We start from the raw sequence: 25,339 nt of genomic DNA, 5'->3' as shown, positions 1-25,339 counted from the left end.
AATGTGTGAAACAATACAGGGATCGCTTGTCATATAAAAGGTGTTTGCTTAATATCAGCGCCCCTAGAGATTAAACTTCGTGCAACGTGGATTTGCAGACCTACTTTATTAAAAGGCTTACACAGTTCAATGGGAAAATCACTGGTTATCGTGGAATCGCCTGCTAAGGCGAAAACCATCAACAAATATCTGGGCGATGACTTTATAGTCAAATCGAGTGTAGGACACATTCGAGATTTGCCTTCAGGTACAACTTCCACCTCTACGCCTCAGGAGCGAGCGAAACAAGCTGCTTTGACGCGTAAAATGAGTCCAGAAGAAAAGCTCGAATACAGAAGTACCAAGTCTCGGAAACAGTTAATTACTAGAATGGGAGTGGATCCAGAAAACAACTGGAAGGCTCACTATGAAATTTTGCCAGGCAAAGAAAAAGTCGTTGATGAGCTGAAGCGATTGGCGAAAAATGCTGACACCATCTATCTCGCAACCGATTTGGATAGAGAAGGGGAGGCAATTGCTTGGCATCTACGTGAGGCCATTGGTGGTGATGACAGTCGCTATAAGCGAGTGGTGTTTAACGAAATTACCAAAAAAGCTATCAAAGCTGCGTTTGAAACGCCATCCGAATTAGATTTGGATCGGGTTAATGCACAACAGGCACGTCGATTTTTAGACCGCGTTGTTGGTTTTATGGTGTCGCCTTTGCTTTGGGCGAAAGTTGCAAGAGGCCTTTCTGCCGGCCGTGTTCAGTCGGTTGCTGTGCGTTTAATTGTTGAACGTGAAAAAGAAATACGCGCTTTTATTCCTGATGAGTTTTGGGAGTTGGACGCTTTACTTGCCACGCCATCAAAAGAGGTTATTAAGTTTGAAGCGGCAAAGTATCAGAACAAAGAATACCGACCAGTAAATAAAACAGAATCCGACGAGCACCTTGCACGTCTAAATGGCGCAAAATACTTAGTTAGCAGTCGTGAAGATAAGCCGACCAGTAGTAAACCGTCTGCGCCATTTATTACTTCTACGCTTCAGCAAGCGGCGAGTACGCGTTTGGGTTATGGTGTTAAGAAGACCATGATGCTAGCGCAACGCTTGTATGAAGGCGGCTATATTACTTACATGCGTACCGATTCGACAAACCTGAGTGTTGATGCTGTTGAGGCCTTGCGAGGTTATATTTCATCCACTTACGGCGATAAGTATTTGCCCGAAGAGCCTATTCGTTACAGTAGTAAAGAAGGCGCTCAAGAGGCTCACGAGGCGATTCGACCTTCTGACGTTACCGTGCGTGTTGATGATCTGCTTGGCATGGAAAAAGATTCGCATCGTTTATACGATTTAATCCGAAGCCAATTCATGGCATGTCAAATGACGCCAGCGCAATACACATCAACCACTATTACAGTAAGCAGTGGCGAATACGAGTTCAAAGCCAAAGGACGTATTTTGCGTTTTGATGGTTATACTCGCGCTATGCAAACCGTGGTTAAAAAAGGCGAAGACAATATTTTGCCTGATGTTGCTAAGGGAGAATATTTATCCCTCAACGAATTGTTAGCTGAGCAGCATTTTACTAAGCCCGTGGCACGTTTCAGTGAAGCAAGTTTGGTAAAAGAGTTAGAGAAGCGTGGAATTGGTCGTCCGTCTACCTACGCATCTATCATTTCTACGATTCAAGATCGTGGCTATGTTCGTGTTGAAAATCGTCGGTTTTATGCGGAAAAAATGGGTGATATTGTCACTGAACGTTTGGTTGATAGCTTTGGCTCGCTAATGAATTTTAGCTTCACGGCCCAAATGGAAGAGCAGCTAGATGATATCGCTGAAGGTCATAAAGATTGGATTAAAACGCTAAATGCGTTCTATAAAGATTTTAGTGGTGTTTTGGCAAAAGCCGAAGCGCCAGATGGCGGCATGATGCTAAATGAGCCGACACCAACGGACATTGAATGTCCGACATGTTCTCGACCAATGCAAATTCGAACAGCGAGTACTGGTGTATTTATGTCATGCTCTGGTTACGCATTACCGCCAAAAGAGCGCTGTAAGGCAACAATTAACCTTATTCGTGGGGATGATGTTGTTGCAGTTGATGACGAAGAGGGCGAATCTAAAGCTCTAATTAATAAGCATCGCTGTATTATTTGTGGCTCAGCGATGGACAGCTACTTGATGGATGAGCACCGCAAACTTCATGTCTGCGGTAATAACCCATCTTGCTCAGGTTATGAAGTAGAGCAAGGCACATTCAAGATAAAAGGCTACGATGGGCCTTTGCTAGAATGTGATAAATGCTCTTCGGACATGCAGTTAAAAACAGGACGCTTTGGTAAATATTTCGGTTGTACCAATGAAGAGTGTAAAAATACACGTAAATTATTAAAGAGTGGTGAGGCTGCGCCACCAAAAATGGACCCTGTTCCAATGCCAGATCTTGCTTGTCAAAAAGTTGAAGATCATTATATTTTACGTGATGGTGCGACAGGTTTATTTTTGGCGGCGAGTCAGTTCCCTCGTAAAAGAGAAACGCGTGCGCCCCTTGTAAAAGAATTGCTTCCTTACATGGATCAAATAGATCCTAAATACCATTTCTTTGCCAAAGCCCCTGTGGCGGATGGTGATGGCCTCCCAACTGTTATTCGCTATAGCCGTAAAACTAAAGAACAATATGTGATGACAGAAGAGGACGGCAAGCCAACAGGCTGGAAAGCTTACTTTGTTGGTTCTAAATGGGTCATCGAGGAAGGTAAGAAGAAGAAATGAGTAGTGTAAGTTTTGCTAGCCTAACGAACCAAAAAATAGATACGGCTAGGCGCTTTATTAAAGAAAGCCAAAGCAGCGAAGAAAAGTGGTTGGGGGTAGGGTTGGAAAGCTCGGCTATTTTTCAGTTAAGAAGTGCGCTGAATGGTTTATTGAAAGAAGTATCCTCTGCCTATTCATTATCTGGGTCGTTGGATGTTGCTAAATTATTAGCTGAAGCGGAAGCGAAGCAGATGATGGTGCCAGTGTTAAGTGAACTGAGTGGTTTGTTATCTCGCTCAGACTCCTGGTGTTCTCAGTTGCATCAGGCTTACTTGGTTCAGCTAGAGTGTTGTGCTGCCAGATCTATTGTTGAAGATGATAATGTCATCGGACGTGGAAGTGACGCGGGCGCTTCAGTTGGCTTTTACTTGGCTAGTTTAGTTGAGTTGGTGTTACGTTTTAGAGAAGAGTCATCAGAGTATTGAATATGAAAGAGTCCTACCTAGAAATTGTTGAGCTGGATAACGGCGATATTGTGCTCAGACCAGCCAGTGAAGACGGAGAGGAAACAATGCCACTGGCAACCTTGCAGATATCGGATGACACACGATCGTCTTTAAAGGATCGTTATTTTGAATTGGCAAAATGCATGTTTCATGCGGGTATTGATTTTGTTTATTCAGACGAAACTTATTTTGATGAAGAGTCCGGATATCTTGAAGGCGAAGAGTTGCGCCCGAAGATACTGCATTGAGTCTTAGATATATAGTTAGGGTAAAAGGCGAAGCGATGGCTTCGCCTTTTTGTTGAACGCTAAATTCCTTGGCGTATAACGCCGACGGATAGACCTTCAATAACAAATTCTTCGCTTTCTAGGTCAACAATAATGTCATTAAAGTCTTCATTTTCTGGAATGAGTCGAACAATGCTGCCATTTTGTTCAAATCGCTTTACCGTCACTTCGTCACCTATTCGAGCAACGACGATTTGACCATTTTGAACAGTGGTGGTTTTATGAACGGCTAAAAGATCGCCTTCCATAATGCCAATATTTTTCATACTTGTTCCAGAGACGGAAAGAAAATAATCTGCTTTTGGAGAAAACATGCTTGCTGGTATGTTGACATGAGAGGCAATATTTTCCTGAGCAAGAATCGGATAACCTGCAGCGACCTTTCCTATAATGGGCAGGCCAAGGTCTTCTGGTTCATCGTTCGATGCTTGATTGACTAAACGAATTCCACGAGAAGCGCCCGAGAGCATTTCAATAGCCCCTTTTCTACACAAGGCTTTTAGATGTTCTTCGGCAGCATTGGGGGATTTAAACCCAAGTCGACGAGCTATTTCAGCTCTGGTTGGCGGAAAACCAGTTTCACTAATAAATTCGCGAATGGTTTCTAGTACGTCAGATTGTCTTTTGGTTAATTTAATCATAGGTTATCTGGTTGTTTATACAGTAACTGTTATTATATACAGTATTCTTAACTAATCTCAATGATATAAATGCTTTCAGATGAACTAAAAAAACAAATACAACTTGCTTACCGAGCCTCTTTAGAGGCGAAGTCCCATAAACCAAGGGCTGGCCAGCGGGAAATGATCGGCGCCATCGCACGAACTTTGGGTAATATAAAACAAGGTAGTGAGGGCGAGCGACTCGATGAAAAACATGTCGCTGTCATTGAGGCGGGCACAGGCACAGGTAAAACTTTGTCTTATTGCTTGGCTGCAATCCCTATTGCGAAAGCTCGAGGCCTTAAATTAATCATATCTACTGCCACGGTGGCGCTACAAGAGCAGATTCTTCATAAGGAGTTGCCAGATCTACTTGAACATACTGAGTTGAGTTTTAAATACACACTGGCGAAAGGGCGAGGGCGCTATTTGTGTCTGAATAACCTTGAAGGCTTTTTAAGCTCAGAAGAACAGGCCATGGAAGACATGTTCGCTGGTCTTTTTGAGCAACACCTTAACTCGGATGATGTGAATACCGCTCTTTACCAAGAAATGGACACCGCATTGGGTAAAGGTGAATGGGATGGCGATAAAGATAATTGGGCAGGCATTATTCGAGATCAAGATTGGCGTCGCTTAACCACCGATCACCAACAGTGTACAAATCGAAATTGTGCTAACTATTCTGCGTGTCCGTTCTTTAAAGCGAGAGCTGAGATTGAAGTGGCAGATGTTATCGTGGCGAACCATGATTTGGTGCTAGCCGACTTGTCTCTGGGTGGTGGTGCAATACTTACACCGCCAAAAGAGACTATTTATGTATTTGATGAGGGTCATCATCTTCCAGATAAAGCGATAGGTCATTTTCGGCATGAAGTGCGTTTGCAGCAAAGTATTGCTTGGCTTCGTCAGCTTGAGAAAAACTTGGTCAACTTGAAGCAGGAGTTGACAGATGATGTCAGTCTTACTGGTCAGTTGTTGCTAAAAGTTCCGCAGCAAATACAAAGTATTGTGAATTTCATCCAATACGCACAGCAGGGTCTAGCCCCTTATATTCAAGGGTTAGGCTTGGATCAAGAAAATAACCAGCATCGTTTTGAATTTGGCCTCGTTCCGGATGAGCTTCGTCAGTTGGCGTACAGCCTGCAAACGTCTTATCAAAAGTTATTTAAAAACATCGAAAGCATTCAAGATGAATGTAAAAAGACCAAACAAAATGAGGGCATGGGTGTGACACCGGAAACGGCAGAGACTTGGCAGCCTATATTGGGCGTCATTCTCGGGCGACTGGAGCAAAGTGTGGGCTTGTGGCGCTTATATTCTACCGTCGATGATCAAAATTACCCGCCTAATGCTCGCTGGCTGATTTTGTCTGGGCAGGGAATGGAGCAGGATATTGAATTGGGAGGGTCGCCTATTCTTGCGGCTAATACATTAAGGCAGCAGTTATGGGATAAGTGTTTTGGTGCGGTCGTGACGTCAGCGACGTTAACAGCATTGAATCAGTTCCATCGATTTAATATGCGCTCAGGTGTACCTCAAGAAAGTGAATATTTACGTGTTATAAGTCCGTTCGATTTTCAAAAGAACGGCTTGCTAGTGGTGCCTGATATGGAACATGAGCCTAATCGTGTTGAGCAACATACCGCTGAAATTATTACTTATCTAGATGAGCATGTGAATATAGCAAAAGGCAGTTTAGTGCTTTTTTCTTCTCGTCGTCAGATGGAAGAGGTGGCTAAGTCGCTGTCTGCTGGACTACAAGAAATATTGCTAATGCAAGGGGAGCAATCTAAGCGCGTGATTTTGGATTCACATAGAGCGAGCATTGATAGTGGGAAAGGGAGTTTGTTACTCGGGTTGGCGAGTTTCGCTGAGGGTGTGGACTTGCCTGGTGACTATTTAACGTGTGTGTATATCGCGAAAATTCCTTTTTCTGTTCCTGATGACCCTGTCGAAGCAACATTGGCAGAATGGATTCAAAAACGTGGCGGCAACCCCTTTATGGAAATCACTATCCCTGATGCTTCCTTACGTATGGTTCAGGCCACGGGACGGCTACTAAGAAGCGAAACGGACAGTGGGGAAATACACATTTTAGACAAACGCTTGCGAACAAAGCGTTACGGCAAGCAATTAATTAATAGCTTACCGCCTTATCGATATCAGTAGCTCAACTCAACAAACCGTAAGCAAGGGGTGATAAAAACTTACCAATTAGGTACACTCCTTGTAAAGATTATTAACCTCTAAATAATATAGAAGCGTATAGATTCCAATATGGAAAACCAAATTCAAGAAGCACCATCAGAAACCACGACCAAACCAAAACGTACCCGTCGCACAAATAAGCGTCCTAAAGATAATGATGAGACATCAAGCAGCGTGCAAGTTGAACATGAAGCGACACCGGTTGATAAATCAAGCGCTGATATTTGGTCTATAGACGATTTTCAGGTTGATGTTGTAGAGGGCAAATTACGCTTCCACGATTTGAACATCCCAGACCGCGTGATTAAGTCTATCGCTGAGATGGGCTTTGAATACTGCAGTGAAATTCAGGCAGAAACACTACCGATGACGTTGCAGGGCTACGACATTATTGGTCAGGCTCAAACTGGGACAGGTAAAACCGCGGCTTTTTTAATCGCGATGATTACTGATTTTCTCGATTACCCGCTTGAAGAGAAACGCCCTAACAATTTTGCCCGCGGTTTAATTATCGCACCAACTCGCGAGTTAGCCATACAAATTGCTGATGAGGCGGTTAAATTAACGTCTAACTGTCATTTGAATGTGGTTACGCTAGTGGGTGGCTTGAGTTATGAAAAACAGAAAATTGCGTTAGAAACTGAAAACGTTGATATATTAGTGGCAACGCCAGGGCGTTTGTTGGATTTTGCGCGTAGTCGTAAGGTTCAATTGGGTAAAGTGGAATGTCTTGTGCTAGATGAGGCTGACCGTATGTTGTCCATGGGCTTTATTCCGGATGTGAAAAGCATTATTCGTATGACGCCACATAAAGAAGCTAGGCAGACAATGTTGTTCAGTGCCACTTTCCCGAAAGACATTCAGGCGCTAGCGCAACAATGGACGTATTTCCCTAAAGAAGTGTCCGTTGTGCCTAAAGAAGCAACGAATCAAAATATAGATCAAGTGATTTATACGGTCGAAGCGGATCAGAAATGGCCTGTACTAAAGCAGCTAATTGAAGAAAATGGCGGCCAACGTACGATTATTTTTGCCAACCGTCGTGATGAAACACGTGACTTATATGAGCGTCTACGTAAAGCGAATATTAATTGTGCTATTTTATCTGGTGAGGTGGCGCAAGATAAGCGGGTCAAGACCTTGAAAAACTTTAAAGAAGGCATTATCCAGGTGCTTGTTGCTACCGATGTTGCTGGGCGAGGCATCCATGTGGACAATGTGGAGTTAGTTGTGAACTATGCTTTGCCAGAAGACCCTGAAGATTACGTACATCGTATTGGACGTACTGGCCGAGGTGGTGAAACAGGTAGATCTGTGAGCTTTGCCAGTGAAGATGATGCTTTCATGATTCCAGAAATCGAGAAAGTCGTTGGTGAGAGCATTCGCTGTGAATACATGGTTGATATGTCTCGATAAACATCGCTTACTTTTTAGTGAGACAAGATGAATTTAGAACACCATTTTGCAAGTCTGGGTGAGGCGTTTTCCTCAAAAACGCTTATCCAGCCACTTCTTGAGCAGAGATTGGTTGAATTTAACCAATCTCTCGCTACCTTTCTATCTATTGATATTAAATCCCCTGCAACCAAGCTCATATTAAGCGGTGAAGAAAAATCACCGACTAGCGTGAGTATGGTCTACGCTGGTCACCAATTTGGTGGTTTTTCTCCTCAGCTTGGTGATGGTCGCGGTGTGCTCTTAGGTGAGGTGAAAGGGCAGGATGGCTTTTTGTATGATTTACATATGAAAGGCGCTGGCCCAACGCCTTACTCTCGCCGTGGTGATGGGCGTGCTGTACTGCGATCTTGCATTCGCGAATATTTAGCCAGTGAGTCGATGGCGGCTCTGTCGGTGCCATCCTCACGTGCTCTAGCGCTTTATGATAGCAAACAGGCTGTTTATCGAGAAACGCCTGAGGCGGGCGCTATGTTGCTTCGTGTGGCGCAGGGCCATATTCGTTTTGGCCATTTTGAATACTTTTTTTATCAGGGCAAACAAGCAGAGCTAGATCAACTCATCAATTATTGTCTACAGCACTATTACCCACAATGTTTAACAACAGACTCGCCACTAGAAAATATGTTGATAGAAGTAGTGAAGCGTACTGCTCGTATGATCGCGAAATGGCAGTCTATTGGTTTTCAGCATGGTGTTATGAACACAGATAACTTTTCATTTACCGGTGAAACGATAGATTATGGTCCGTATGGCTTTATGGAAGACTATGAGCCAGATTGGGTATGCAATCATTCTGATCACGAAGGGCGATACGCTTTCTCACGGCAGCCTGGAGTGGGATTGTGGAATCTCAATTGTTTAATGCGGTGTTTTTCAAAGCATTTAGAAAAAAATCAATTGATTGCCATTTTACAATGTTATGAGCCAGAGCTGCAGTCTCATTATGATCACCTGATGATGAAAAAGATGGGGTTGAGTGATGCCCAGCATGTGCATGATTTATTGCCATTGTTATTCACGATTCTAGCTGCAGAAAAAATGGATTACACTGTATTTTTCCGCTTATTAAGTCATATTAATGATACCGACTTTACTCTGCTGCTTGATGAAGTGGTCGACCGTGACCGTTTGTCTAAGTGGCTTGAACGTTATAAAACAGCACGATTGAATGAAGGGCTAGAATGGTCTCTGGTAGGTGCTTCTATGTTACAAGTAAACCCCAAGTTTATTCTAAGAAACTATTTAGCCCATGATGCAATTCTAGCTGCTAAACGAGGCGATTATTTACCGTTTCGACGGCTGTTAAATGTACTTAATCAGCCTTTTGATGAGCACCCAGAATCAGAGTTTCTTGCTCAAAGAGCCCCTGAATGGGGTAGATCGTTAGAAGTTAGTTGTTCGTCTTAATGTTTTTAGGCGGCATTTACAAAGAGAAGTAGTCAATATGAAGCATTCTGTATGTGTACTAGGTGGTGGTAGTTTTGGTACAGCATTGGCGAATATCATGGCCAAAAATGGGCATCAGGTTAGCCAGTGGATGCGTAACGAGGAGCAGGTTGAAGAGATCAATTTGACAGGGCTGAACAGTCGTTACTTGCCAAATGCTCCTTTACATCGTGAGTTATTGGCGACCAGTAATCTAGAGCAAGCGATACGTGACAGCGATACCGTTTTTGTCTCTATTCCTTCGAAGTCCTTTGAACAAGTTGTACAGCGTATTGAGCCTTTGTTAACGGCCGATAAAATATTAATCAGTACGACAAAGGGTTTTAATCCAAATCGATTTGAACTTATGAGTGACGTTTTGCGTCGAAACCCTATCACACAAAGAATTGGTGTGTTGAGTGGCCCCAATTTAGCCAAAGAAATTGCGGCTGGGCAAATGACTGGATCGGTCGTTGCAAGCTCGGATGATCAAGTTCGCCAACGGGTAATAGAGTTGCTGAAATCGCCAACCTTTCGTGTTTATGAAAGTCAGGACAGTAAGGGGGTTGAGTTAGCAGGGGCTTTAAAGAATATTTACGCTATTGTGTGCGGTCTTGCGAAAGCGCTTAATGTTGGTGAGAACACCATGTCCATGATTATGACGCGCAGCTTGGCCGAGATGAGTCGTTTTGCCGTTCACTTTGGGGCAAATCCGATGACATTTCTTGGGTTGGCGGGGATGGGGGATTTGATTGCAACGTGTACGTCTCCTTTGAGCCGTAATTATCGAGTTGGTTTTGCTATTGGTTCTGGCCAGGACTTGAACGAAGCTGTGGGTGGTATTGGCGAAGTCGCCGAAGGCGTTAATACATTGAAAATGGTAGTGGATGAAGCTCAGAAACACGGCTTATATATGCCGTTGGCTAAAGGCTTGTCCAAGTTATTGTTTGACAATGCAAAACTGGAGTCGTTGATCGGTTCAATGATGACAGGTGAGCAAAAATGGGATGTCGAATTTGCGACGAATGAGGAGAATAGCAATGTCTAAACCAGGTTATGCTGATCAAGGTTTTTGGTTTCGTGTGATTTTTATGTTGTTGTATTGGGTGGTGTTGAATATTGCCGTGACTGTGTTTGGTATTTTGCTTGTGTTGGTAAGCCTTGTTAAATTGGGATCAAAGCACGAGCCCGTTATGCTGTCTTCTTGGCTGAGAAGTGTAACTTCTTTTATTAAGCAAATTTTTTCGTTTTTATCTTTTGAAACAGAAGAAAAGCCCTTTCCTTTTCAACCGTGGCCTCAGGTGAGCTCGGATGAAGAAGCTTAAGCGCCTTTTTGTATTACGTCATGGTAATGCTGAGCCCTATGGCTCTAATCAAGATGAGCTTCGTGAGTTAACGACGTTGGGGGTGGCAGAGGTGAAAACCACCGCTCGAGCGTTTGCTTCTAAAACGGAGGTTTTTGATGCTGTGTTTGTAAGTCCTTATGTACGAGCTCAGCAAACAGCTAAAATCTTTTTAGCCGATCTTGAGTTATCAGTTGATATTCAAAGCTGTCCATTGATTACGCCTTATGGAAAAGAAATGGAAGTTTCGGCTTGGCTGGATGAACAGCCATACGAGTCTATTTTGCTTGTTACTCATCAGCCTTTTGCTCATCAGTTTGTTGATTTTTTGGTTGATGAGCCTTTGCCTATGAATTTTGCTATGACAACAGCGACATTGGCCTCGGTAGAGGGTGATTTTTTTGCTGGTGCTTGTTGTCAGTTTCGTTGGTGTATTTCGCCATCATAAGCCGTTAGGTAAAATTTATTATATTGGTTAAGACGTATCTATATGGGAAATGACATTGTTTACAAACTTGCGCATACCGAAATAGCTGGGTTGCAATGGTTGCCTAAAAAAACATCGGCATTGAAAGTACTTTCTTTGCATGGTTGGCTTGATAACGCTGCCAGCTTCACTAATTTATCGCCTCATTTATCTAATTTCTCACATGTTGCTCTTGATCTAGCTGGTCATGGAGCATCTCAGCATCGTTCGGCTGGTAGCTTTTATCATTTATGGGATTATGTTTTAGATGTGGTATCAATTTTAAATCAGTCAAAGCAAAGTGTTTGGTTGATTGGTCATAGTATGGGTGGCGCTGTCGCTATGTTGGTGGCTGCTATTGCGCCTGACAAGGTTCGAGGTTTGATCGTGTTGGACAATATGGGGCCTTTGAGTGCTAAACCAGCAGAGCGTGTGGTTACCCTTCAGCGGGCTATTAATAAAATGTCTAAATATTGCTTGGATAGAAGCACTAACTATCCATCAAAAGAGGCCATGGTGCTTGCTAGAATGGCTGGCTTTACAGCGCTGTCAAAGTCAGCGTCGGAGCTTCTTGTTGACCGAGGTGCGAAGGAAGATTCTAGTGGTATTTGGCGATGGTGCCATGATGGAAAATTAACTTTCCCATCACCATATCGTATGGATGAAGAGGGTGTTGGTGCTTTTATACAACAAATTAAATGTCCGACCTTAGTTTTGGTGGCTAAGGATGGTATTTACAAAGATGACCATCAGCTAGTTGAAAAACGTGCAGCTCAATTTCCGTGGGTGAAATTAAAGTGGCTTGAAGGTAATCATCACTTTCATCTTGAGCCTGAAAGTTGTTTTGTCGTTGCGACGGAAATTCAGCGGTTTATTGATCAAAATTAATGCGGATTAATCCATCCCTAGTTGGGGTGATAGGAAGGTTGTATGGTTAAATTTCGTGACATGTTATGCCTGTTAGTTTTTTTTAGTGGTTTTTCTTTTGCTGGAATCTTAGGGATTGAGCCTTATCGTGATGCGCAGTTAGTTAAGAGTAATTCTCAGTCTGGTCAGTTGATTGAAATTCCTTTAAGTAAGATTAGTCGTTCTGGTAGTGGTTGGGAGCCTGAATCAGTGGTTAGGTTGAACGGTGATTATTTTACGTCGCTCTATAAAATCAATCGGAATGCCCTTTTACCTGATGTTTACACGCATTATCGCGCGCAGATGCTGTCTGATGGTCGAAGCGTTTTGTTTGAGTGTGAGAGTAGAAGTTGTGGTAGTAGTAATGCTTGGGCTAATAATTTTTTCGGTGACTATCTTCTAAATGGTGCGGATCAGAATCAATTTTTGCTTGTGGTTAAAAATAAGCAAGATGTCTATCAAGTTCTGTATGTTAATCGTCGGGGGGCTGGCGATGTGATGGTTCGCTTGGATGAAGTTAAATCCACCAATGCACAAGATACTGAATTCAATATCGTTGCGCAAATGGATGTGCAGGACATTCCAAGAATTCGTCGTTTTGTCAGCGATTTACCGGCAGGGCAAAGTGTCGTTGGTTTCGTTACTAGCGAGAAAAAAGGCACTATAAGTGCGATTGAGGCTGGCGATCAGCTAATTCAGATTGCAAGGGCTGGTTTGGGTGGTCAGCTGGAAACCAAAGTGCGCTTTATTAATTTGGCTGATCTTGGGCGTGAGTCGCTTGGGGTTAATCGAATTTCTTTTGTTTATGTGCGTCCATAGGCGGGATTAGTGAATACGAAAAAAACAGTGGCTCTTGTCTTAGGGAGCGGTGCTGCGCGTGGTAACGCACATATTGGCGTGATACAGGCAATTGAAGAGCGTGGTTACGACATTATCAGTATTTCAGGTTGCTCTATTGGTGCTATCGTTGGTGGTGTTTTCGCTGCGGGAAAACTAGCGGAATACCGTGAGTGGGCAGAGTCATTGGATCGAGTTGATGTTATTAGGTTACTTGATATGTCTTTGTTAAATGGAGGGTATATTAAAGGAGATCGTTTTTTTGAGAAGGTTCAAAAGATAATAGGTGAACCTTCTATTGAATCTTTGCCTATTACTTACACCTCTGTTGCCGTCGAATTATTGAACCAAAAGGAATTTTGGTTTCAGCGTGGTGATTTAATCAGTGCTATGCGAGCGTCGTCAGCGATTCCTTCTATTTTATCTCCTGTTTCACTTAACGGCCGTATATATGTTGATGGTGGGGTCTTGAATCCTTTGCCTATCATTCCATCAGTATCAGCTGGGGCTGACTATATTATTGCGGTTGATCTTAATGGTCCTGCTGAGGGGTTGTTAAAAGAGGCTTCTGAGGCTCTGGAAGTCGATGAAGAGGGTCCTGCTTGGTGGCATAGCGCAAAAGGTTTTTTCAGTAAAGGGCAGGATGATCCTGATGACAAAGAAAGGCCTAAATATTCACCGGAAAGTTGGGGTCGCTTACAGACTGTCAATATGATGTTTGAAACGATGCAAGAGTCGCTAACTCAATATAAATTGGCTGGCTACCCGCCAGATTTGCTGATTTCAATCCCAAAGGATATATCGGGTTTTTATGAGTTTTGGCGAGCCAAAGAATTGATTAAATTTGGTTATGAGGTGACTCTAAAGGCGATCGATGGTCTTGAGTCGCCTTCTTCAAGTTACTATTCCTTCCCAAAGGGCTATTAGCCAATTGGGTTCACACCTTCTTTTTTAAGAAGGTGGCAAAGGGAAATGAGAGGTAGCCCAATCAAGCTGCTCGGGTCATCTCCTTCCATTTTATTGAAAAGACAAACCCCTAGCCCTTCACATTTAAAACTGCCCGCACAATCTAGAGGCTGCTCTATCGCCACATAGCGACTAATTTCTTCTAAAGTTAAGTGTCTAAAATACACATGATATTCGTTCAATGTGTATTGATAGGTTTGACTTTTCTCATTTAAAACGCAGAGTCCTGTTAAAAAACTCACCTTCTTGCCACTAAAGTCTGAAAGTTGTTTGATTGCATTGTCTACTGAAAGCGGTTTACCCAATATGTCCTCATTCAATACGGCGACTTGATCAGATGAAATAATGAGACAGTCCGATGGTATGTTTTTTTGCTGGCGTTCATTGTGGACGGCAAACGCTTTCGCAATGGTTAGGCGCTGTACCAAGGAAGCCGCTAGCTCCTTATCCAAAGGGCTTTCATCAATATTCGGGGAGTGGCATTCAAATGGGATATTTAGGCGTTCTAGCAGCCCTTTTCGATAGGGAGAAGAGGAACCTAAAATAAGTTTTTTTTGCATTCTATTTTGACCGCTTTACTGGAATAAGAGCTGATTTTACGTTTTTTTACTTGGAATGGCTTAAAAAAATGAAAAAATGTATTTTAACGGCACTTAGACTTTGACAAAAAGGGCCCTTGGCAATACTATTCCCCGCCATGTTGAATGATACATTACCTAAACATTTTGACCCTCGTAAATACGCTAACTATGAGTTGGCGTTTGAAGGGTACGTGCCCCTTAATGAATTTAAGGAGCTTTGTACTATCTTAGCTTCTAATGAGGGTAATGCTTTTATTCATCTAGACTTTAGAGTTGATGAGGATAGGCGCTACATTGCTACTGGATCATTAACCGCTCAAGTACAAGTTGTTTGTCAACGCTGTATGGAAGCAGTTACTCATGATCTGGCGTTAGATTTATCCTTAGGCTTTGTTTATGACGAAGATCATGCGAAAAATTTACCGAAGGATTACGATCCTGTTGTCATGACCGACGGTGACGTAATTCTAGCAGATATGGTAGAGCAAGAAATTATACTTGCCTTACCAATTGTCGCTTATCACGAAGAAAGTGGTTGCAACCCAACAGCTGTAAAGTATGCCTCGTCTACCGATGACGCACCGGATGGCGAAAAACCGAATCCATTTAGTATATTGGCCCAATTAAAGGCCAAGTAAAGTTAGGAGCTCCAAAAAATGGCAGTACAAAAAAGTAAAGTTACTCGTTCACGCCGCGGTCAGCGTCGTTCACACGATGCTTTGACAAGCGCAACTCTTTCTGTAGAAAAGACTACTGGTGAACTTCACCGTCGTCACCACATTTCTGCAGATGGTTTTTATCGTGGCCGTCAAGTTATCACCCCTAAAGGTGAGTAACTAAGATACCCATGATTAGGGTAGCTTTAGACGCTATGGGCGGGGACTTAGGTCCCCGCATTGCATTTGACGGCGCAGTGAATATTCTCTCTCGCCATCAAGATGTCGTCATCACTATTTATTATTCCCCTCACTCCAATTTGGACCTTCCTGCGCCTCATGAACGCTTATCTCTGATTGTTTGCTCTGATGTGATAGATGGAGACGAAGAGATCGTTTTGTCTTTATTTCGTCGTCGTAATAGTACGCTTTATCAGTCGCTGAATGCATTGGCTCAGAAATCGTCAGATGTTGTTGTAACCTTAGGGAATACAGGTGCTATGGTTGCATTGGCACGACATATATTGGGTGTGTTAAGACCTAAACTTTACCCAGCATTGATTAGAGAGCTTTACTCTAACCCATTGCGATGTTTGGTTGATTTAGGTGCAAATGTTCATTGTCCGCCTTCGATGTTGGTCGGTTTTGCTGAATTAGGTGCGGCGTATGTTGAAGCTTTGAGTGATGAAGTGCCAAAAGTAGGCTTATTGAACGTAGGTGTTGAAAGCTCCAAGGGCAGTGTGGTTATTCGAGAAACAGATCGCCTTTTATCTGACAGAGCGTGGCCTCCTTATCTTGGTTATGCTGAAGGCACAGAGCTTTTTGAAGGTGAAAAAAACGTCATTGTATGTGACGGAATGGTAGGTAACGCGGTGTTAAAAGCATCAGAAGGGCTACTGTCTTTTTTAATGGGTAAGCTTAAAGGTTTAGACGGGACATTGTCCTTATTTGAGACTTTTTACCAAACTGAACGCAGGCATGGCGCTTGTTTAGTCGGTGTGCGTGGCAATTTGGTAAAAGGTCATGGTTGTTCTGATTTAGCCGCTATGATCGGTGCGATTGAGTATGGGATTGATATTGCGCGAGCAGATTTGTATTCTGCTATTGAAACGCGACTTTGCAATAGTGCTTTATAGTTAGGAGATTAAATGAGCAATACATTAGCTTTTGTTTTTCCCGGTCAGGGCTCTCAGCAATTGGGCATGCTGGCTGATTTAGCAGAAAAGCATGACATAATAGAACGAACTTTTTCGGAAGCGTCGGCGATTCTGGGTTATGACTTATGGAGTCTAGTACAGAATGACGCTGAGCAGCTTGGCCAGACAGACAAAACTCAACCAGCTCTCTTGGCCGCAAGCGTCGCGCTGTGGCGCCTATGGGAACAACAGGGCGGTCTTAAACCAGCTTATGTTGCTGGCCATAGTTTAGGCGAATACTCAGCGCTAGTTTGTGCTGGTGTTATTGCTTTTACCGATGCTATAGCGCTGGTTAAGTTACGAGGTGAATACATGCTTCAAGCCGTGCCCGCTGGCGAAGGCGCAATGGCAGCGATTATAGGTCTTGATGATAATAAAGTGATTGCTGCATGCGATTCTGTTTCTGGTATTGTTAGCGCAGTGAACTTTAATTCTCCGGGGCAGGTTGTTATTGCTGGTCATGTTGCAGCAGTTGAAGAAGCGATGGTAAATGCGAAGGAAGCTGGGGCTAAACGAGCATTGCCTCTACCTGTTAGTGTGCCCTCGCACTGTGAACTGATGATTCCAGCCGGTATAAAACTGGCTGAGAAATTAGAATCTATAGCGTTTAGCGTGCCAACTTGTACCTTAATTCAAAATGTAACTGCTCAAGCTGTTTCTGACCCTGCTGTTATTAAAGTGAATTTGGTGTCTCAGTTAAGTGAGCCTGTGCTGTGGACTCAATCTATTGCCTTGCTTTCTGAACTAGGCATTACTGCAACAGTAGAGTGCGGTCCTGGTAAAGTATTGAGTGGATTAAATAAGCGAATTATTAAAGGGTTGAATACGTCATCTCTGGGTGATTTGTTAGCATTTGAAGCGGCGCTGTCTGCCTAATTCTGTTTTATATATTTGTAATAAATCGTTGGAGACAAGTATGAGTCTTGAAGGAAAAATAGCGTTAGTGACTGGCGCTACTCGTGGCATAGGTAAAGCGATTGCGCTTGCGCTTGTTGAGCAAGGTGCAACTGTCATTGGCACGGCGACAAGTGAGTCTGGCGCGCAAAGCATTAGTGATTACTTAGGGAGCAATGGTAGGGGCTGGGTTTTGGATGTGTCCTCTAGTGAGTCCGTTGATGTGGTGATTAAAGCTATTACCGCAGAGTGCGGTGCACCAACGGTTTTGGTTAACAATGCCGGCATTACCCGCGATAATTTAATGATGCGCATGAAAGAAGATGAGTGGGATCAAGTTATTAATACCAACTTAACTTCTGTTTTTCGTGTGACAAAAGCTTGCTTACGCGGAATGACTAAAGCAAAATTCGGTCGAGTTATTAGCATCAGTTCGGTTGTTGGCTCTATGGGCAACGGCGGACAAACAAATTATTCTGCAGCTAAAGCTGGTTTAGAAGGCTTCAGCCGTTCTTTGGCGGCAGAGATTGGGTCTCGTGGTATCACAGTAAACTGTGTTGCTCCTGGGTTCATTGAAACAGATATGACGAAGGTGTTACCTGAAGAGCAGAAGACCAAATTGGTCGAAAAAGTGCCAGCGTCTCGCCTTGGTCAACCAGAAGAAATTGCGGCGGCAGTCGCATTTTTGGCGTCGCAAGGCGCTGCTTACATCACCGGTGAAACATTACATGTCAATGGTGGTATGTATATGTCGTAATTTGAGTTGAATTTTATGTTTAATTCAACGAAAATACATTTCCGGTTCATGTCGAGAATCACACTTTTTTTGGTGATCGAATTTTTATAATATGCTCACACTGAGCTGTTAATGAGTAGAGTAGGAACTTCTAATGAGTAGCATTGAAGAACGCGTTAAAAAAATCGTTTGTGAACAACTAGGTGTTAAAGAAGAAGATGTTGTTAATTCAGCCTCTTTCGTTGATGACCTAGGTGCAGATTCCCTAGACACAGTTGAGTTGGTAATGGCTCTTGAAGAGGAATTTGATACTGAAATTCCTGATGAAGAAGCTGAGAAAATCACTACCGTGCAAGCAGCGAACGATTATATAAACGCTAACTTGTAATATATTAGTGAACTGAGTTTCCCGAAAAGCCGCTTGTATTCGTTACAGCGGCTTTTCTTATTAATAGTCCTAGAAGCGTTTTGGGGCGAATTGTTGGAGGAATCTTATGTCTCGTCGTCGGGTTGTAGTCACAGGAATGGGAATGGTGACACCCCTTGGCAATAACGTGAAAGATACGTGGGATAATATATTGGAAGGCAAGAGCGGTGTATCGGAGATCACTTCTTTTGACGCTAGCCAATTTTCCACTCGTTTTGCGGCTCAAGTAAATAACTTTGATGCGACTCAATATATGAGCGTAAAAGAAGCTCGCAAAATGGATCTTTTCATTCAATATGGCATCGCTTCCGCTGTACAGGCATTGGAAGATGCTGATTTAAATGCTGATAGTGCAGATTTAAGTCGTGTTGGCTGTGCAATAGGTTCTGGTATTGGCGGTTTGCCGATGATCGAAAAAAACCTAGAACTATTGAATGAATCTGGTCCAAAACGTATTTCTCCATTTTTTGTTCCAGGCGCGATTATTAATATGATTTCTGGTCATGTTGCTATACGTTTTGGTTTTAAAGGCCCTAACATTTCAATTGTTACTGCTTGTACAACAGGTACTCATAATATTGGCATGGCAGGTCGTATGATTGCTTATGGCGATGCAGATGTGATGATTGCTGGCGGTGCAGAGATGGCGATTACACCGTTAGGTATTGGTGGCTTTGGAGCCGCTAGAGCATTGTCTACCCGTAATGATGATCATAAAACAGCAAGTCGTCCATGGGATAAAGATCGTGATGGCTTTGTTATGGGGGATGGTGCTGGTATCTTGGTTCTAGAAGAATTTGAGCATGCAGTCGCTCGTGGCGCAAAAATATACGCAGAGCTGGTTGGCTTTGGGATGAGCGATGATGCACATCATATTACCGCTCCGCCAGAGAGTGGAGAGGGTGCAGCGTCAGCAATGAGTGCTGCATTAAAAGATGCGAACCTTAATCCCCAAGATGTTGATTATATTAATGCTCATGGTACATCAACACCTGCAGGTGATTTAGCAGAAACTCAAGCGGTGAAAGCCCTCATGGGGGATTTTGCCTCAGATGTTGCAATAAGCTCTACTAAATCTATGATAGGGCATCTATTGGGTGCATCTGGTGCGGTAGAATCGATTTTTTCTATTTTAGCTATTCGAGATCAAGTCGCACCACCAACGATTAACTTAGCAGAACCCAGTGATGGCTGTGATTTAAATTATGTTCCGATTACACCACAAAAGCGTAAAATAGAGGTTGTCTTGAACAATTCATTTGGCTTTGGTGGTACGAATGGAACGTTAGTTTTTAAGAAAATGCCTTAGAAGGTAAATGGGCGAGTTTGATTTCGCCCATTTTATTCTCTTTAATGCATTTGAGTTGGAGTGTCGCGTAATGCGTTAATTTCTTTGGAAATATCATAACTTTTGTTTTGACTGTCTAGCTCGTACAAATGGTCTTCCAATTGCTGATAAAGAGATATTTCCTCATCGCCTAGAAAGTGTAGGCACTCGCCACCAACAAACCATAGTAGCTCTCTCTTTACTAGCGGGACTAGGTTTGCGTAGCATCGTATGAAGCGTGATAATATTTCTTGGGCATCAAACGTATAATCATGGGTATTTTCCTGAATTTTATTTTTCAGGTCATCCCACCTTTCTAAGAAGTCTATTTCTTCTTCTGCCAAATCTGGCTGATCAAAAGGAGCGTGCTCTGCAATGCGATGACGCAAATCATCGAAAGCGTCAAGTATGTGTTGTGTGCGTGATTCCACGTAAAACCCTATTCAAATAAGTAACTATATAGTCGGCTTTTGCCGTACGAGAACTTTAATTATGACATATGCAATCGAAATTAGTGACCTTAAAAAGCGCTATGAAGGCGGCTTTGAAGCATTAAAAGGTATTGATCTCAAAGTTGAGAAAGGCGATTTTTTTGCATTGCTTGGCCCTAATGGTGCAGGCAAGTCGACAACGATTGGTATTTTGTGCTCTTTAGTGAATAAAACGTCAGGCAAGGTGTCTATTTTTGGTACGGACATTGATAAGGATTTTGCCTCTGCGAAAAAACATTTAGGAGTAGTGCCTCAAGAATTTAATTTTAATGTTTTTGAGACTGTATTTAATGTTGTGGCTACTCAGGCTGGCTTTTATGGAATCAGTAAGTCCGTGGCAGCTAAGCGTGCAGAAAAGTATTTAAAGCAATTGGATTTGTGGGATAAAAAAGACGTTCAGTCTCGTATGCTGTCTGGCGGAATGAAACGACGATTAATGATAGCGAGGGCGCTGGTTCATGAACCCGATGTGCTTATCCTAGACGAACCCACTGCCGGCGTCGATATAGAGTTACGCAGATCTATGTGGGAATTTATAAAAACATTAAATGAGCAGGGAACGACAATTATTCTGACAACCCATTACTTGGAAGAAGCAGAGCAATTATGTCGAAATATCGCCATTATAAATGATGGTGAAATTGTTGAAAATACCAGCGTAAAAGCTTTATTGAAAACGTTGAATCAAGAAACGTTTATTTTGGATCTCGATAGTAATCTTCCTGATGGTTGGCGTTTGCCTGGTTTTGGAGTGTCGCTAAGTAAAGATGCCAGCTCTATTGAAGTTGAAGTAGTAAAAGGGCAATCGATTAACACCATTTTCAACGCGCTGGATGCGATTTCAGTGAATGTCGTCAGCATGCGTAATAAATCTAATCGACTCGAAGAGCTCTTCGTTAAATTAATTAAAGGGTAGGTAGATGAAAAACTCCGAAATTTGGATTGCGTTTTATACAATTTTAATCAAAGAAATTCGTCGGTTTACTCGTATATGGCCACAAACCTTATTGCCGCCCGCTATTACAATGACATTATATTTTGCTATTTTTGGTAACTTAATAGGTGACCGTATCGGCGAAATGGGCGGCTTTAGTTATATGCAATATATCGTTCCTGGTTTGATCATGATGTCGGTTATCACCAACTCTTATTCAAATGTGTCTTCATCGTTTTTTTCTGCAAAATTTCAACATAGCATTCAGGAGCTGTTGGTTTCACCTACACCTAATTGGATTATTTTGGTGGGGTATGTTTTGGGTGGTGTTGCGCGAGGTCTGCTTGTTGGCTTAGTCGTAACCGTATTGTCTTTGTTTTTCACGCACTTGGCATTAGAAAGCTTATTTATCACAGTTTTAGTGGTATTTTTAACCGCGATTATGTTTTCACTGGGTGGTTTTATTAATGGCATTTACGCACGAAGTTTTGATGATGTATCGATCGTTCCTACTTTTATCCTAACGCCGTTAACGTATTTGGGCGGTGTTTTTTACTCGATCGATTTACTCCCAACTTTTTGGCAATCGGTTTCGTTATTAAACCCTGTTTTATATATGGTTAATGCATTTCGCTACGGTGTTTTAGGGGTGTCTGATATTAATGTATATTGGGCGCTTGTTATTGTAAGTTCATTTATTGTTGTATTGTTTTGGTATAGTTTGCGTTTGCTTAATCAAGGCAAAGGCATTAGAAACTGAGGAAAGTGTTATATGGGATTTTTACCCTTAGGTCAGCAAACAGACTATGTTTCTGAGTACGATTCAGGGTTGCTTTACCCCATTGCAAGAGTGGATAAATGGTCTGAAATGGGCATTGCGTCTGAACGGCTTCCTTTTTATGGCGAAGATGTTTGGAATGCTTATGAGCTGTCGTGGTTAAATTTGAAAGGGAAGCCCGTGGTTGCTTTGGCTGAATTTCGTTTACCTTGTGACTCGCCAAATATCATTGAGTCTAAATCGTTTAAATTGTATTTGAACTCGCTAAATCAAATGCGCTATGACTCGACTGAAGATGTACAGGCCATTCTTGAAAAAGATCTTTCAAAGGCCGCTGGTGCTGACGTCACTGTGATCATTCGTGATGTTGATTCAATGGCTTCTCTTGTTGTTTTGACGCCAGATTACTGTATCGATGACCTAGACGTTGATATTACAGAATATCACCCTAATGCTGGATTGCTGACGCTTGATGCATTTTCTGGTGTTGTTGAAGAGCGCTTGGTGAGCCATCTTTTAAAATCGAATTGCCCCGTTACTAATCAACCAGATTGGGGGTCTGTTTTTATCGATTATAAAGGCTCACAAATACTCCATGAAAGTTTGCTCAAATACATTGTATCGTTCCGTGAACATACGGATTTCCATGAACAATGTGTTGAACGCATTTTTATCGACATCATGCAGCAATGTCAGCCAGAGAGTTTAACGGTTTATGCTCGATACGTAAGGCGCGGAGGTTTGGATATCAATCCCTATCGTTCTTCTGCTCCACTTATATTGGGCAATGATCGCTTAACACGTCAGTAATATTGTTATAAAAATAAAAAAACCGCATAAAATATGCGGTTTTTTTGATTTCAAATTTGAATAAACGAAAAATTGAGTTACATAGCACTAAGCTGCTTTTTAACCGCAGGCAGTGCTGGTTGACCCTGGTAGGTTGTAACACCCTGTAGCCACTTATCTAATACTTCTGGGTGGGCTTTAATCCAGCTTGCTGCCGCTTGTTCAGGCTTTTCTTCAGAACCGATTATTTCGTTTTCCATGGTTAAGCCAAACTCCAAATTACTGAGCAGTTTGCTGACATTCTTACACTCGTTCGCATAGCCTTTGCGAGTTAAAGTGCGAATAGTTGCACCACCAAAATTTGGGCCAAAATACTTGTCGCCACCACTTAGGTATTTTAGATCAAAATTGACGTTCATTGGATGTGGTTCCCAAGCAAGAAAGACAATGAAATTATCTCGCTTTACCGTTCTTGTTACCTGTGACAGCATCGCTTGTTCACCGGACTCAACCACCTTCCAATCTTTTAAGCCAAAATCATTCGTATCGATCATAGTTTGTAGCTTTTGATTTGCAGGTGCGCCAGCACCAATACCATAGATTCGCTGACGGAACTCTTTACCAAATTTGGACAAATCCGAAAAATCTGTCACGCCGGCATCAAAGACATAGTTAGGCACCGCTAAGGTGAATTTCACGCCTTCTAAGTTGGTGCGAACAACATCGATATTGTTTTCATATTTGTCGATAAAAGCGGATTGGGCAGGCATCCAGTTTCCCATGAAAGCGTCAATTTCACCATTCTTCAAGCTTTCAAAGCCAACGGGGACGCTAAGGAGGTACACCTGAGTATCGTACCCCATTGCTTTCAATAAAGTGGTCGCTACACCATTTGTTGCCCCGATATCAGTCCAACCAGGATCACTAAAAGTGACTTTTTTACATTGCTCAGGTTCAGCGGATAGGGCAAGGCTACTGCCGATAAGTAGGCTCGCCACACTTACTATTTTTAATCCTGTTTTGCTGAAAGAAAGTGCTTTCATTCTCGTGCTCCTATTTTTTAATGATGCTTTAAAATTACGCCTACTCGACTTTAGGAAATCGAGATCGGCTTTCTAGGTCATCTAGATCAATGTGATTTCTCATGTACATTTCACTACTATCAAAAATGGGCTGGTGATCCCAAGTCATTCGTTTACCTTTGTTCATGGCTTTTACAATTAAACGACGACGGCGTTGGCTAATAAGTACATCTTGTGTCATGGAATTCGAGTCCCAGCGCTCAAGAGCTTCTTTATTAAAGGTGCCAAGTAAGTTCGCATAGTTTGGGTCAACAGCAAGATTGTTCAGCTCGTCAGGATCATTTTCTAGGTCAAACAGTTGCTCTGGGTCTATATGACAGTAAACGTATTTGTATTGCGCTCTGCGTATCATTAGAAGTGGAGCGATTGCGCCTTCGCCGAAGTATTCACCAATCACTTCATCATGCCCATTTCCCCGGCCTTCAATATGTGGCATTAAGCTTTTGCCTTGGATTGGCATTGCGTAAGTTTGGTGTTGGCTATTGGTTGCCATTTCAAGAAAAGTCGGTAGTAAATCCATGGTAGAAACCGATTCTTTAACCCGTTTAGCGGAAAAGCGTTTTGGTGCATGGACTATCATTGGCACTCGAGCAGAGCCTTCAAAAAATGACATTTTATACCAGAGATTTCTTTCACCCAGCATGTCGCCATGGTCACCAGAGAATACAATGATGGTATTGTCATCCAGACCTGTTTCTTTTAGGGCTTTTAATAGCAAACCGATTTTATCATCTACGTAACTGATGGCTCCGTAATAGGCCCTGCGTGCATTTTTAATTTCTTGCTCGCTAATGTCTTGATCGTGATAAGCATATACTTCTTGTAGACGAGCTGAATGAGGATCTTGGTCTTCTTTTTTGATATTGATTTTAGGCAATTCAATGTCGTCGTTACTGTATCTGTCCCAATATTCTTGCGGAATTGCGTAAGGATCATGAGGGTGAGTCATGGATACTGTCAGACAAAATGGTCGATCTTGATCGCGCCTTACATAGTCATACAAATAACGCTGAGCGTGGAACACAACTTCGTCGTCAAAATCTAATTGATTACTACGGATACATGGGCCGGCTTGAGTAACGGATGACATATTGTGATACCAAGTAGGGCGCGTTGTAAGGTCATCCCAATTAGGGAACCAACCATAATCGGCAGGATAGATATCAGTGGTAAGCCTTTCTTCAAACCCATGTAATTGGTCTGGTCCGCAAAAGTGCATTTTACCAGACAGGGCTGTTTTGTAATTCTGCTCGCGAAGATAATGGGCAAAGGTTGGAATGTCGGCAGAAAGATCGGCGGCATTGTCATATGCGCCAATTTTACTGGGTAACTGTCCTGTCATTAAAACATAGCGCGAAGGTGCGCAAAGTGGACTGTTACAGTAGGCCGAGTCAAAGACAACGCCTTCTTCTGCTAGCGAGCTTAAGTGCGGTGTTTTTACAACAGAATTGCCATAGATGGGAAGTGCAGACGTTGCCAATTGGTCAGCCATAATAAAAAGGATATTTGGTTGTTTTTCTGACATAATTTTCTCTAATGTAAAAAGGATGTAGATAAGGATCTATTGTCACTAATCGCCTTGTTTTAGTAACATTGCGCTATGAAACCAATGTTGTAAACTGACCTAAATCTTATGCACGGG

27 protein-coding genes are annotated in these 25,339 nt (G+C 42.6%); 22 read left to right on the top strand and 5 right to left on the bottom strand.

Annotated elements, in window-relative coordinates; all coding sequences use genetic code 11:
* Positions 1–129: 129 nt before the first annotated feature.
* The 3 genes from topA to M3I01_RS10360 are packed head-to-tail and all read left to right on the top strand — an operon-like array spanning position 130 to position 3,493.
* Positions 130–2,760, top strand: coding sequence for a type I DNA topoisomerase (topA, locus tag M3I01_RS10370; protein WP_255895803.1), 2,631 nt, complete (start codon positions 130–132; stop codon positions 2,758–2,760).
* The gene (locus M3I01_RS10365) at positions 2,757–3,224 is read left to right on the top strand and encodes a DUF6586 family protein (protein WP_255895802.1); all 468 of its coding nucleotides are present in this window, start codon (positions 2,757–2,759) and stop codon (positions 3,222–3,224) included. Before topA ends, M3I01_RS10365 begins: the two co-directional genes overlap by 4 nt.
* A 2-nt stretch (positions 3,225–3,226) precedes the next feature.
* On the top strand, positions 3,227–3,493 hold the full coding sequence (locus M3I01_RS10360; RefSeq protein ID WP_255895801.1) for a hypothetical protein: 267 nt from the start codon (positions 3,227–3,229) through the stop codon (positions 3,491–3,493).
* A 59-nt stretch (positions 3,494–3,552) separates the two neighbouring features.
* Here M3I01_RS10360 and lexA read toward each other — a convergent pair whose 3' ends face one another.
* Positions 3,553–4,173 carry a transcriptional repressor LexA gene (lexA, locus tag M3I01_RS10355; RefSeq protein WP_176335327.1) on the bottom strand — a complete coding sequence of 207 codons (621 nt, stop codon included), beginning with the start codon at positions 4,171–4,173 and terminating at the stop codon, positions 3,553–3,555.
* Between the two features lie 69 nt (positions 4,174–4,242).
* On the opposite strand from lexA, the gene dinG reads away from it, so the two are divergent.
* The 9 genes from dinG to M3I01_RS10310 all read left to right on the top strand — a co-directional run bounded on the left by dinG (position 4,243) and on the right by M3I01_RS10310 (position 13,767).
* Positions 4,243–6,366: an ATP-dependent DNA helicase DinG gene (gene dinG / locus M3I01_RS10350; protein ID WP_255895800.1), complete on the top strand. Its 2,124-nt coding sequence runs from the start codon at positions 4,243–4,245 to the stop codon at positions 6,364–6,366.
* Positions 6,367–6,474: 108 nt separating this feature from the next.
* A complete protein-coding gene (locus tag M3I01_RS10345; protein ID WP_255895799.1) occupies positions 6,475–7,821 on the top strand; it encodes a DEAD/DEAH box helicase in 1,347 nt (448 codons plus the stop codon).
* Positions 7,822–7,848: 27 nt separating this feature from the next.
* Entirely contained in the window at positions 7,849–9,270 is a 1,422-nt protein-coding gene (locus tag M3I01_RS10340; protein ID WP_255895798.1) for a protein adenylyltransferase SelO, read from the top strand.
* Positions 9,271–9,307: 37 nt separating this feature from the next.
* Entirely contained in the window at positions 9,308–10,336 is a 1,029-nt protein-coding gene (locus tag M3I01_RS10335) for an NAD(P)H-dependent glycerol-3-phosphate dehydrogenase (RefSeq protein ID WP_255895797.1), read from the top strand.
* Positions 10,329–10,613, top strand: a complete 285-nt coding sequence (locus tag M3I01_RS10330; protein WP_255895796.1) for a DUF4389 domain-containing protein — start codon at positions 10,329–10,331, stop codon at positions 10,611–10,613. The genes M3I01_RS10335 and M3I01_RS10330 overlap by 8 nt, the downstream gene beginning before the upstream one ends.
* Positions 10,600–11,079, top strand: coding sequence for a phosphohistidine phosphatase SixA (gene sixA, locus M3I01_RS10325; protein WP_255895795.1), 480 nt, complete (start codon positions 10,600–10,602; stop codon positions 11,077–11,079). Before M3I01_RS10330 ends, sixA begins: the two co-directional genes overlap by 14 nt.
* 42 nt (positions 11,080–11,121) lie before the next feature.
* On the top strand, positions 11,122–11,985 hold the full coding sequence (locus M3I01_RS10320; RefSeq protein WP_255895794.1) for an alpha/beta fold hydrolase: 864 nt from the start codon (positions 11,122–11,124) through the stop codon (positions 11,983–11,985).
* 42 nt (positions 11,986–12,027) lie between these two features.
* Positions 12,028–12,822 carry a DUF4892 domain-containing protein gene (locus M3I01_RS10315; RefSeq protein WP_255895793.1) on the top strand — a complete coding sequence of 265 codons (795 nt, stop codon included), beginning with the start codon at positions 12,028–12,030 and terminating at the stop codon, positions 12,820–12,822.
* Positions 12,823–12,831: 9 nt separating this feature from the next.
* Positions 12,832–13,767: a patatin-like phospholipase family protein gene (locus tag M3I01_RS10310; RefSeq protein ID WP_255895792.1), complete on the top strand. Its 936-nt coding sequence runs from the start codon at positions 12,832–12,834 to the stop codon at positions 13,765–13,767.
* On the opposite strand, the gene M3I01_RS10305 is transcribed toward M3I01_RS10310, so the two are convergent.
* Complete coding sequence (locus M3I01_RS10305; RefSeq protein WP_255895791.1) at positions 13,764–14,366, bottom strand: Maf family protein; 603 nt, start codon at positions 14,364–14,366, stop codon at positions 13,764–13,766. The two genes, M3I01_RS10310 and M3I01_RS10305, sit on opposite strands and share 4 nt — an antisense overlap.
* Before the next feature lie 116 nt (positions 14,367–14,482).
* On the opposite strand from M3I01_RS10305, the gene M3I01_RS10300 reads away from it, so the two are divergent.
* The 7 genes from M3I01_RS10300 to fabF all read left to right on the top strand — a co-directional run bounded on the left by M3I01_RS10300 (position 14,483) and on the right by fabF (position 19,605).
* A complete protein-coding gene (locus M3I01_RS10300; RefSeq protein WP_255895790.1) occupies positions 14,483–15,025 on the top strand; it encodes a YceD family protein in 543 nt (180 codons plus the stop codon).
* A gap of 18 nt (positions 15,026–15,043) precedes the next feature.
* Entirely contained in the window at positions 15,044–15,223 is a 180-nt protein-coding gene (gene rpmF, locus M3I01_RS10295) for a 50S ribosomal protein L32 (RefSeq protein ID WP_024025546.1), read from the top strand.
* Between the two features lie 11 nt (positions 15,224–15,234).
* A complete protein-coding gene (locus M3I01_RS10290; RefSeq protein WP_255895789.1) occupies positions 15,235–16,179 on the top strand; it encodes a fatty acid synthesis protein in 945 nt (314 codons plus the stop codon).
* A 12-nt stretch (positions 16,180–16,191) separates the two neighbouring features.
* Positions 16,192–17,115, top strand: coding sequence for an ACP S-malonyltransferase (gene fabD / locus M3I01_RS10285; protein ID WP_255895788.1), 924 nt, complete (start codon positions 16,192–16,194; stop codon positions 17,113–17,115).
* A gap of 40 nt (positions 17,116–17,155) precedes the next feature.
* Complete coding sequence (gene fabG, locus M3I01_RS10280; protein WP_255895787.1) at positions 17,156–17,890, top strand: 3-oxoacyl-ACP reductase FabG; 735 nt, start codon at positions 17,156–17,158, stop codon at positions 17,888–17,890.
* 133 nt (positions 17,891–18,023) lie between these two features.
* On the top strand, positions 18,024–18,257 hold the full coding sequence (gene acpP, locus M3I01_RS10275; protein ID WP_112138817.1) for an acyl carrier protein: 234 nt from the start codon (positions 18,024–18,026) through the stop codon (positions 18,255–18,257).
* Between the two features lie 106 nt (positions 18,258–18,363).
* Entirely contained in the window at positions 18,364–19,605 is a 1,242-nt protein-coding gene (fabF, locus tag M3I01_RS10270; protein ID WP_255895786.1) for a beta-ketoacyl-ACP synthase II, read from the top strand.
* A 41-nt stretch (positions 19,606–19,646) separates the two neighbouring features.
* Here the strand turns inward: fabF and M3I01_RS10265 are convergent, their stop codons facing one another.
* Positions 19,647–20,054: a PA2817 family protein gene (locus tag M3I01_RS10265; RefSeq protein WP_255895785.1), complete on the bottom strand. Its 408-nt coding sequence runs from the start codon at positions 20,052–20,054 to the stop codon at positions 19,647–19,649.
* Between the two features lie 61 nt (positions 20,055–20,115).
* On the opposite strand from M3I01_RS10265, the gene M3I01_RS10260 reads away from it, so the two are divergent.
* Genes M3I01_RS10260 through queF form a run of 3 tightly spaced genes read left to right on the top strand, consistent with a single transcriptional unit; the run spans position 20,116 to position 22,636 of the window.
* A complete protein-coding gene (locus M3I01_RS10260) occupies positions 20,116–21,030 on the top strand; it encodes an ABC transporter ATP-binding protein (RefSeq protein WP_255895784.1) in 915 nt (304 codons plus the stop codon).
* Between the two features lie 4 nt (positions 21,031–21,034).
* Positions 21,035–21,808, top strand: coding sequence for an ABC transporter permease (locus tag M3I01_RS10255; RefSeq protein WP_255895783.1), 774 nt, complete (start codon positions 21,035–21,037; stop codon positions 21,806–21,808).
* A gap of 12 nt (positions 21,809–21,820) precedes the next feature.
* The gene (gene queF / locus M3I01_RS10250; RefSeq protein ID WP_255895782.1) at positions 21,821–22,636 is read left to right on the top strand and encodes an NADPH-dependent 7-cyano-7-deazaguanine reductase QueF; all 816 of its coding nucleotides are present in this window, start codon (positions 21,821–21,823) and stop codon (positions 22,634–22,636) included.
* A gap of 77 nt (positions 22,637–22,713) precedes the next feature.
* On the opposite strand, the gene choX is transcribed toward queF, so the two are convergent.
* Complete coding sequence (choX, locus tag M3I01_RS10245; protein WP_255895781.1) at positions 22,714–23,658, bottom strand: choline ABC transporter substrate-binding protein; 945 nt, start codon at positions 23,656–23,658, stop codon at positions 22,714–22,716.
* Between the two features lie 40 nt (positions 23,659–23,698).
* Positions 23,699–25,222, bottom strand: coding sequence for a choline-sulfatase (gene betC, locus M3I01_RS10240; protein WP_255895780.1), 1,524 nt, complete (start codon positions 25,220–25,222; stop codon positions 23,699–23,701).
* Between the last annotated feature and the right edge of the window lie 117 nt (positions 25,223–25,339).

This window comes from Marinomonas maritima, assembly GCF_024435075.2.
GTDB classification, from domain to species: Bacteria; Pseudomonadota; Gammaproteobacteria; order Pseudomonadales; family Marinomonadaceae; genus Marinomonas; species Marinomonas maritima.
Note: the sequence above shows the minus strand (reverse complement) of the source record. Positions and strands in the feature narration are given on the sequence as shown.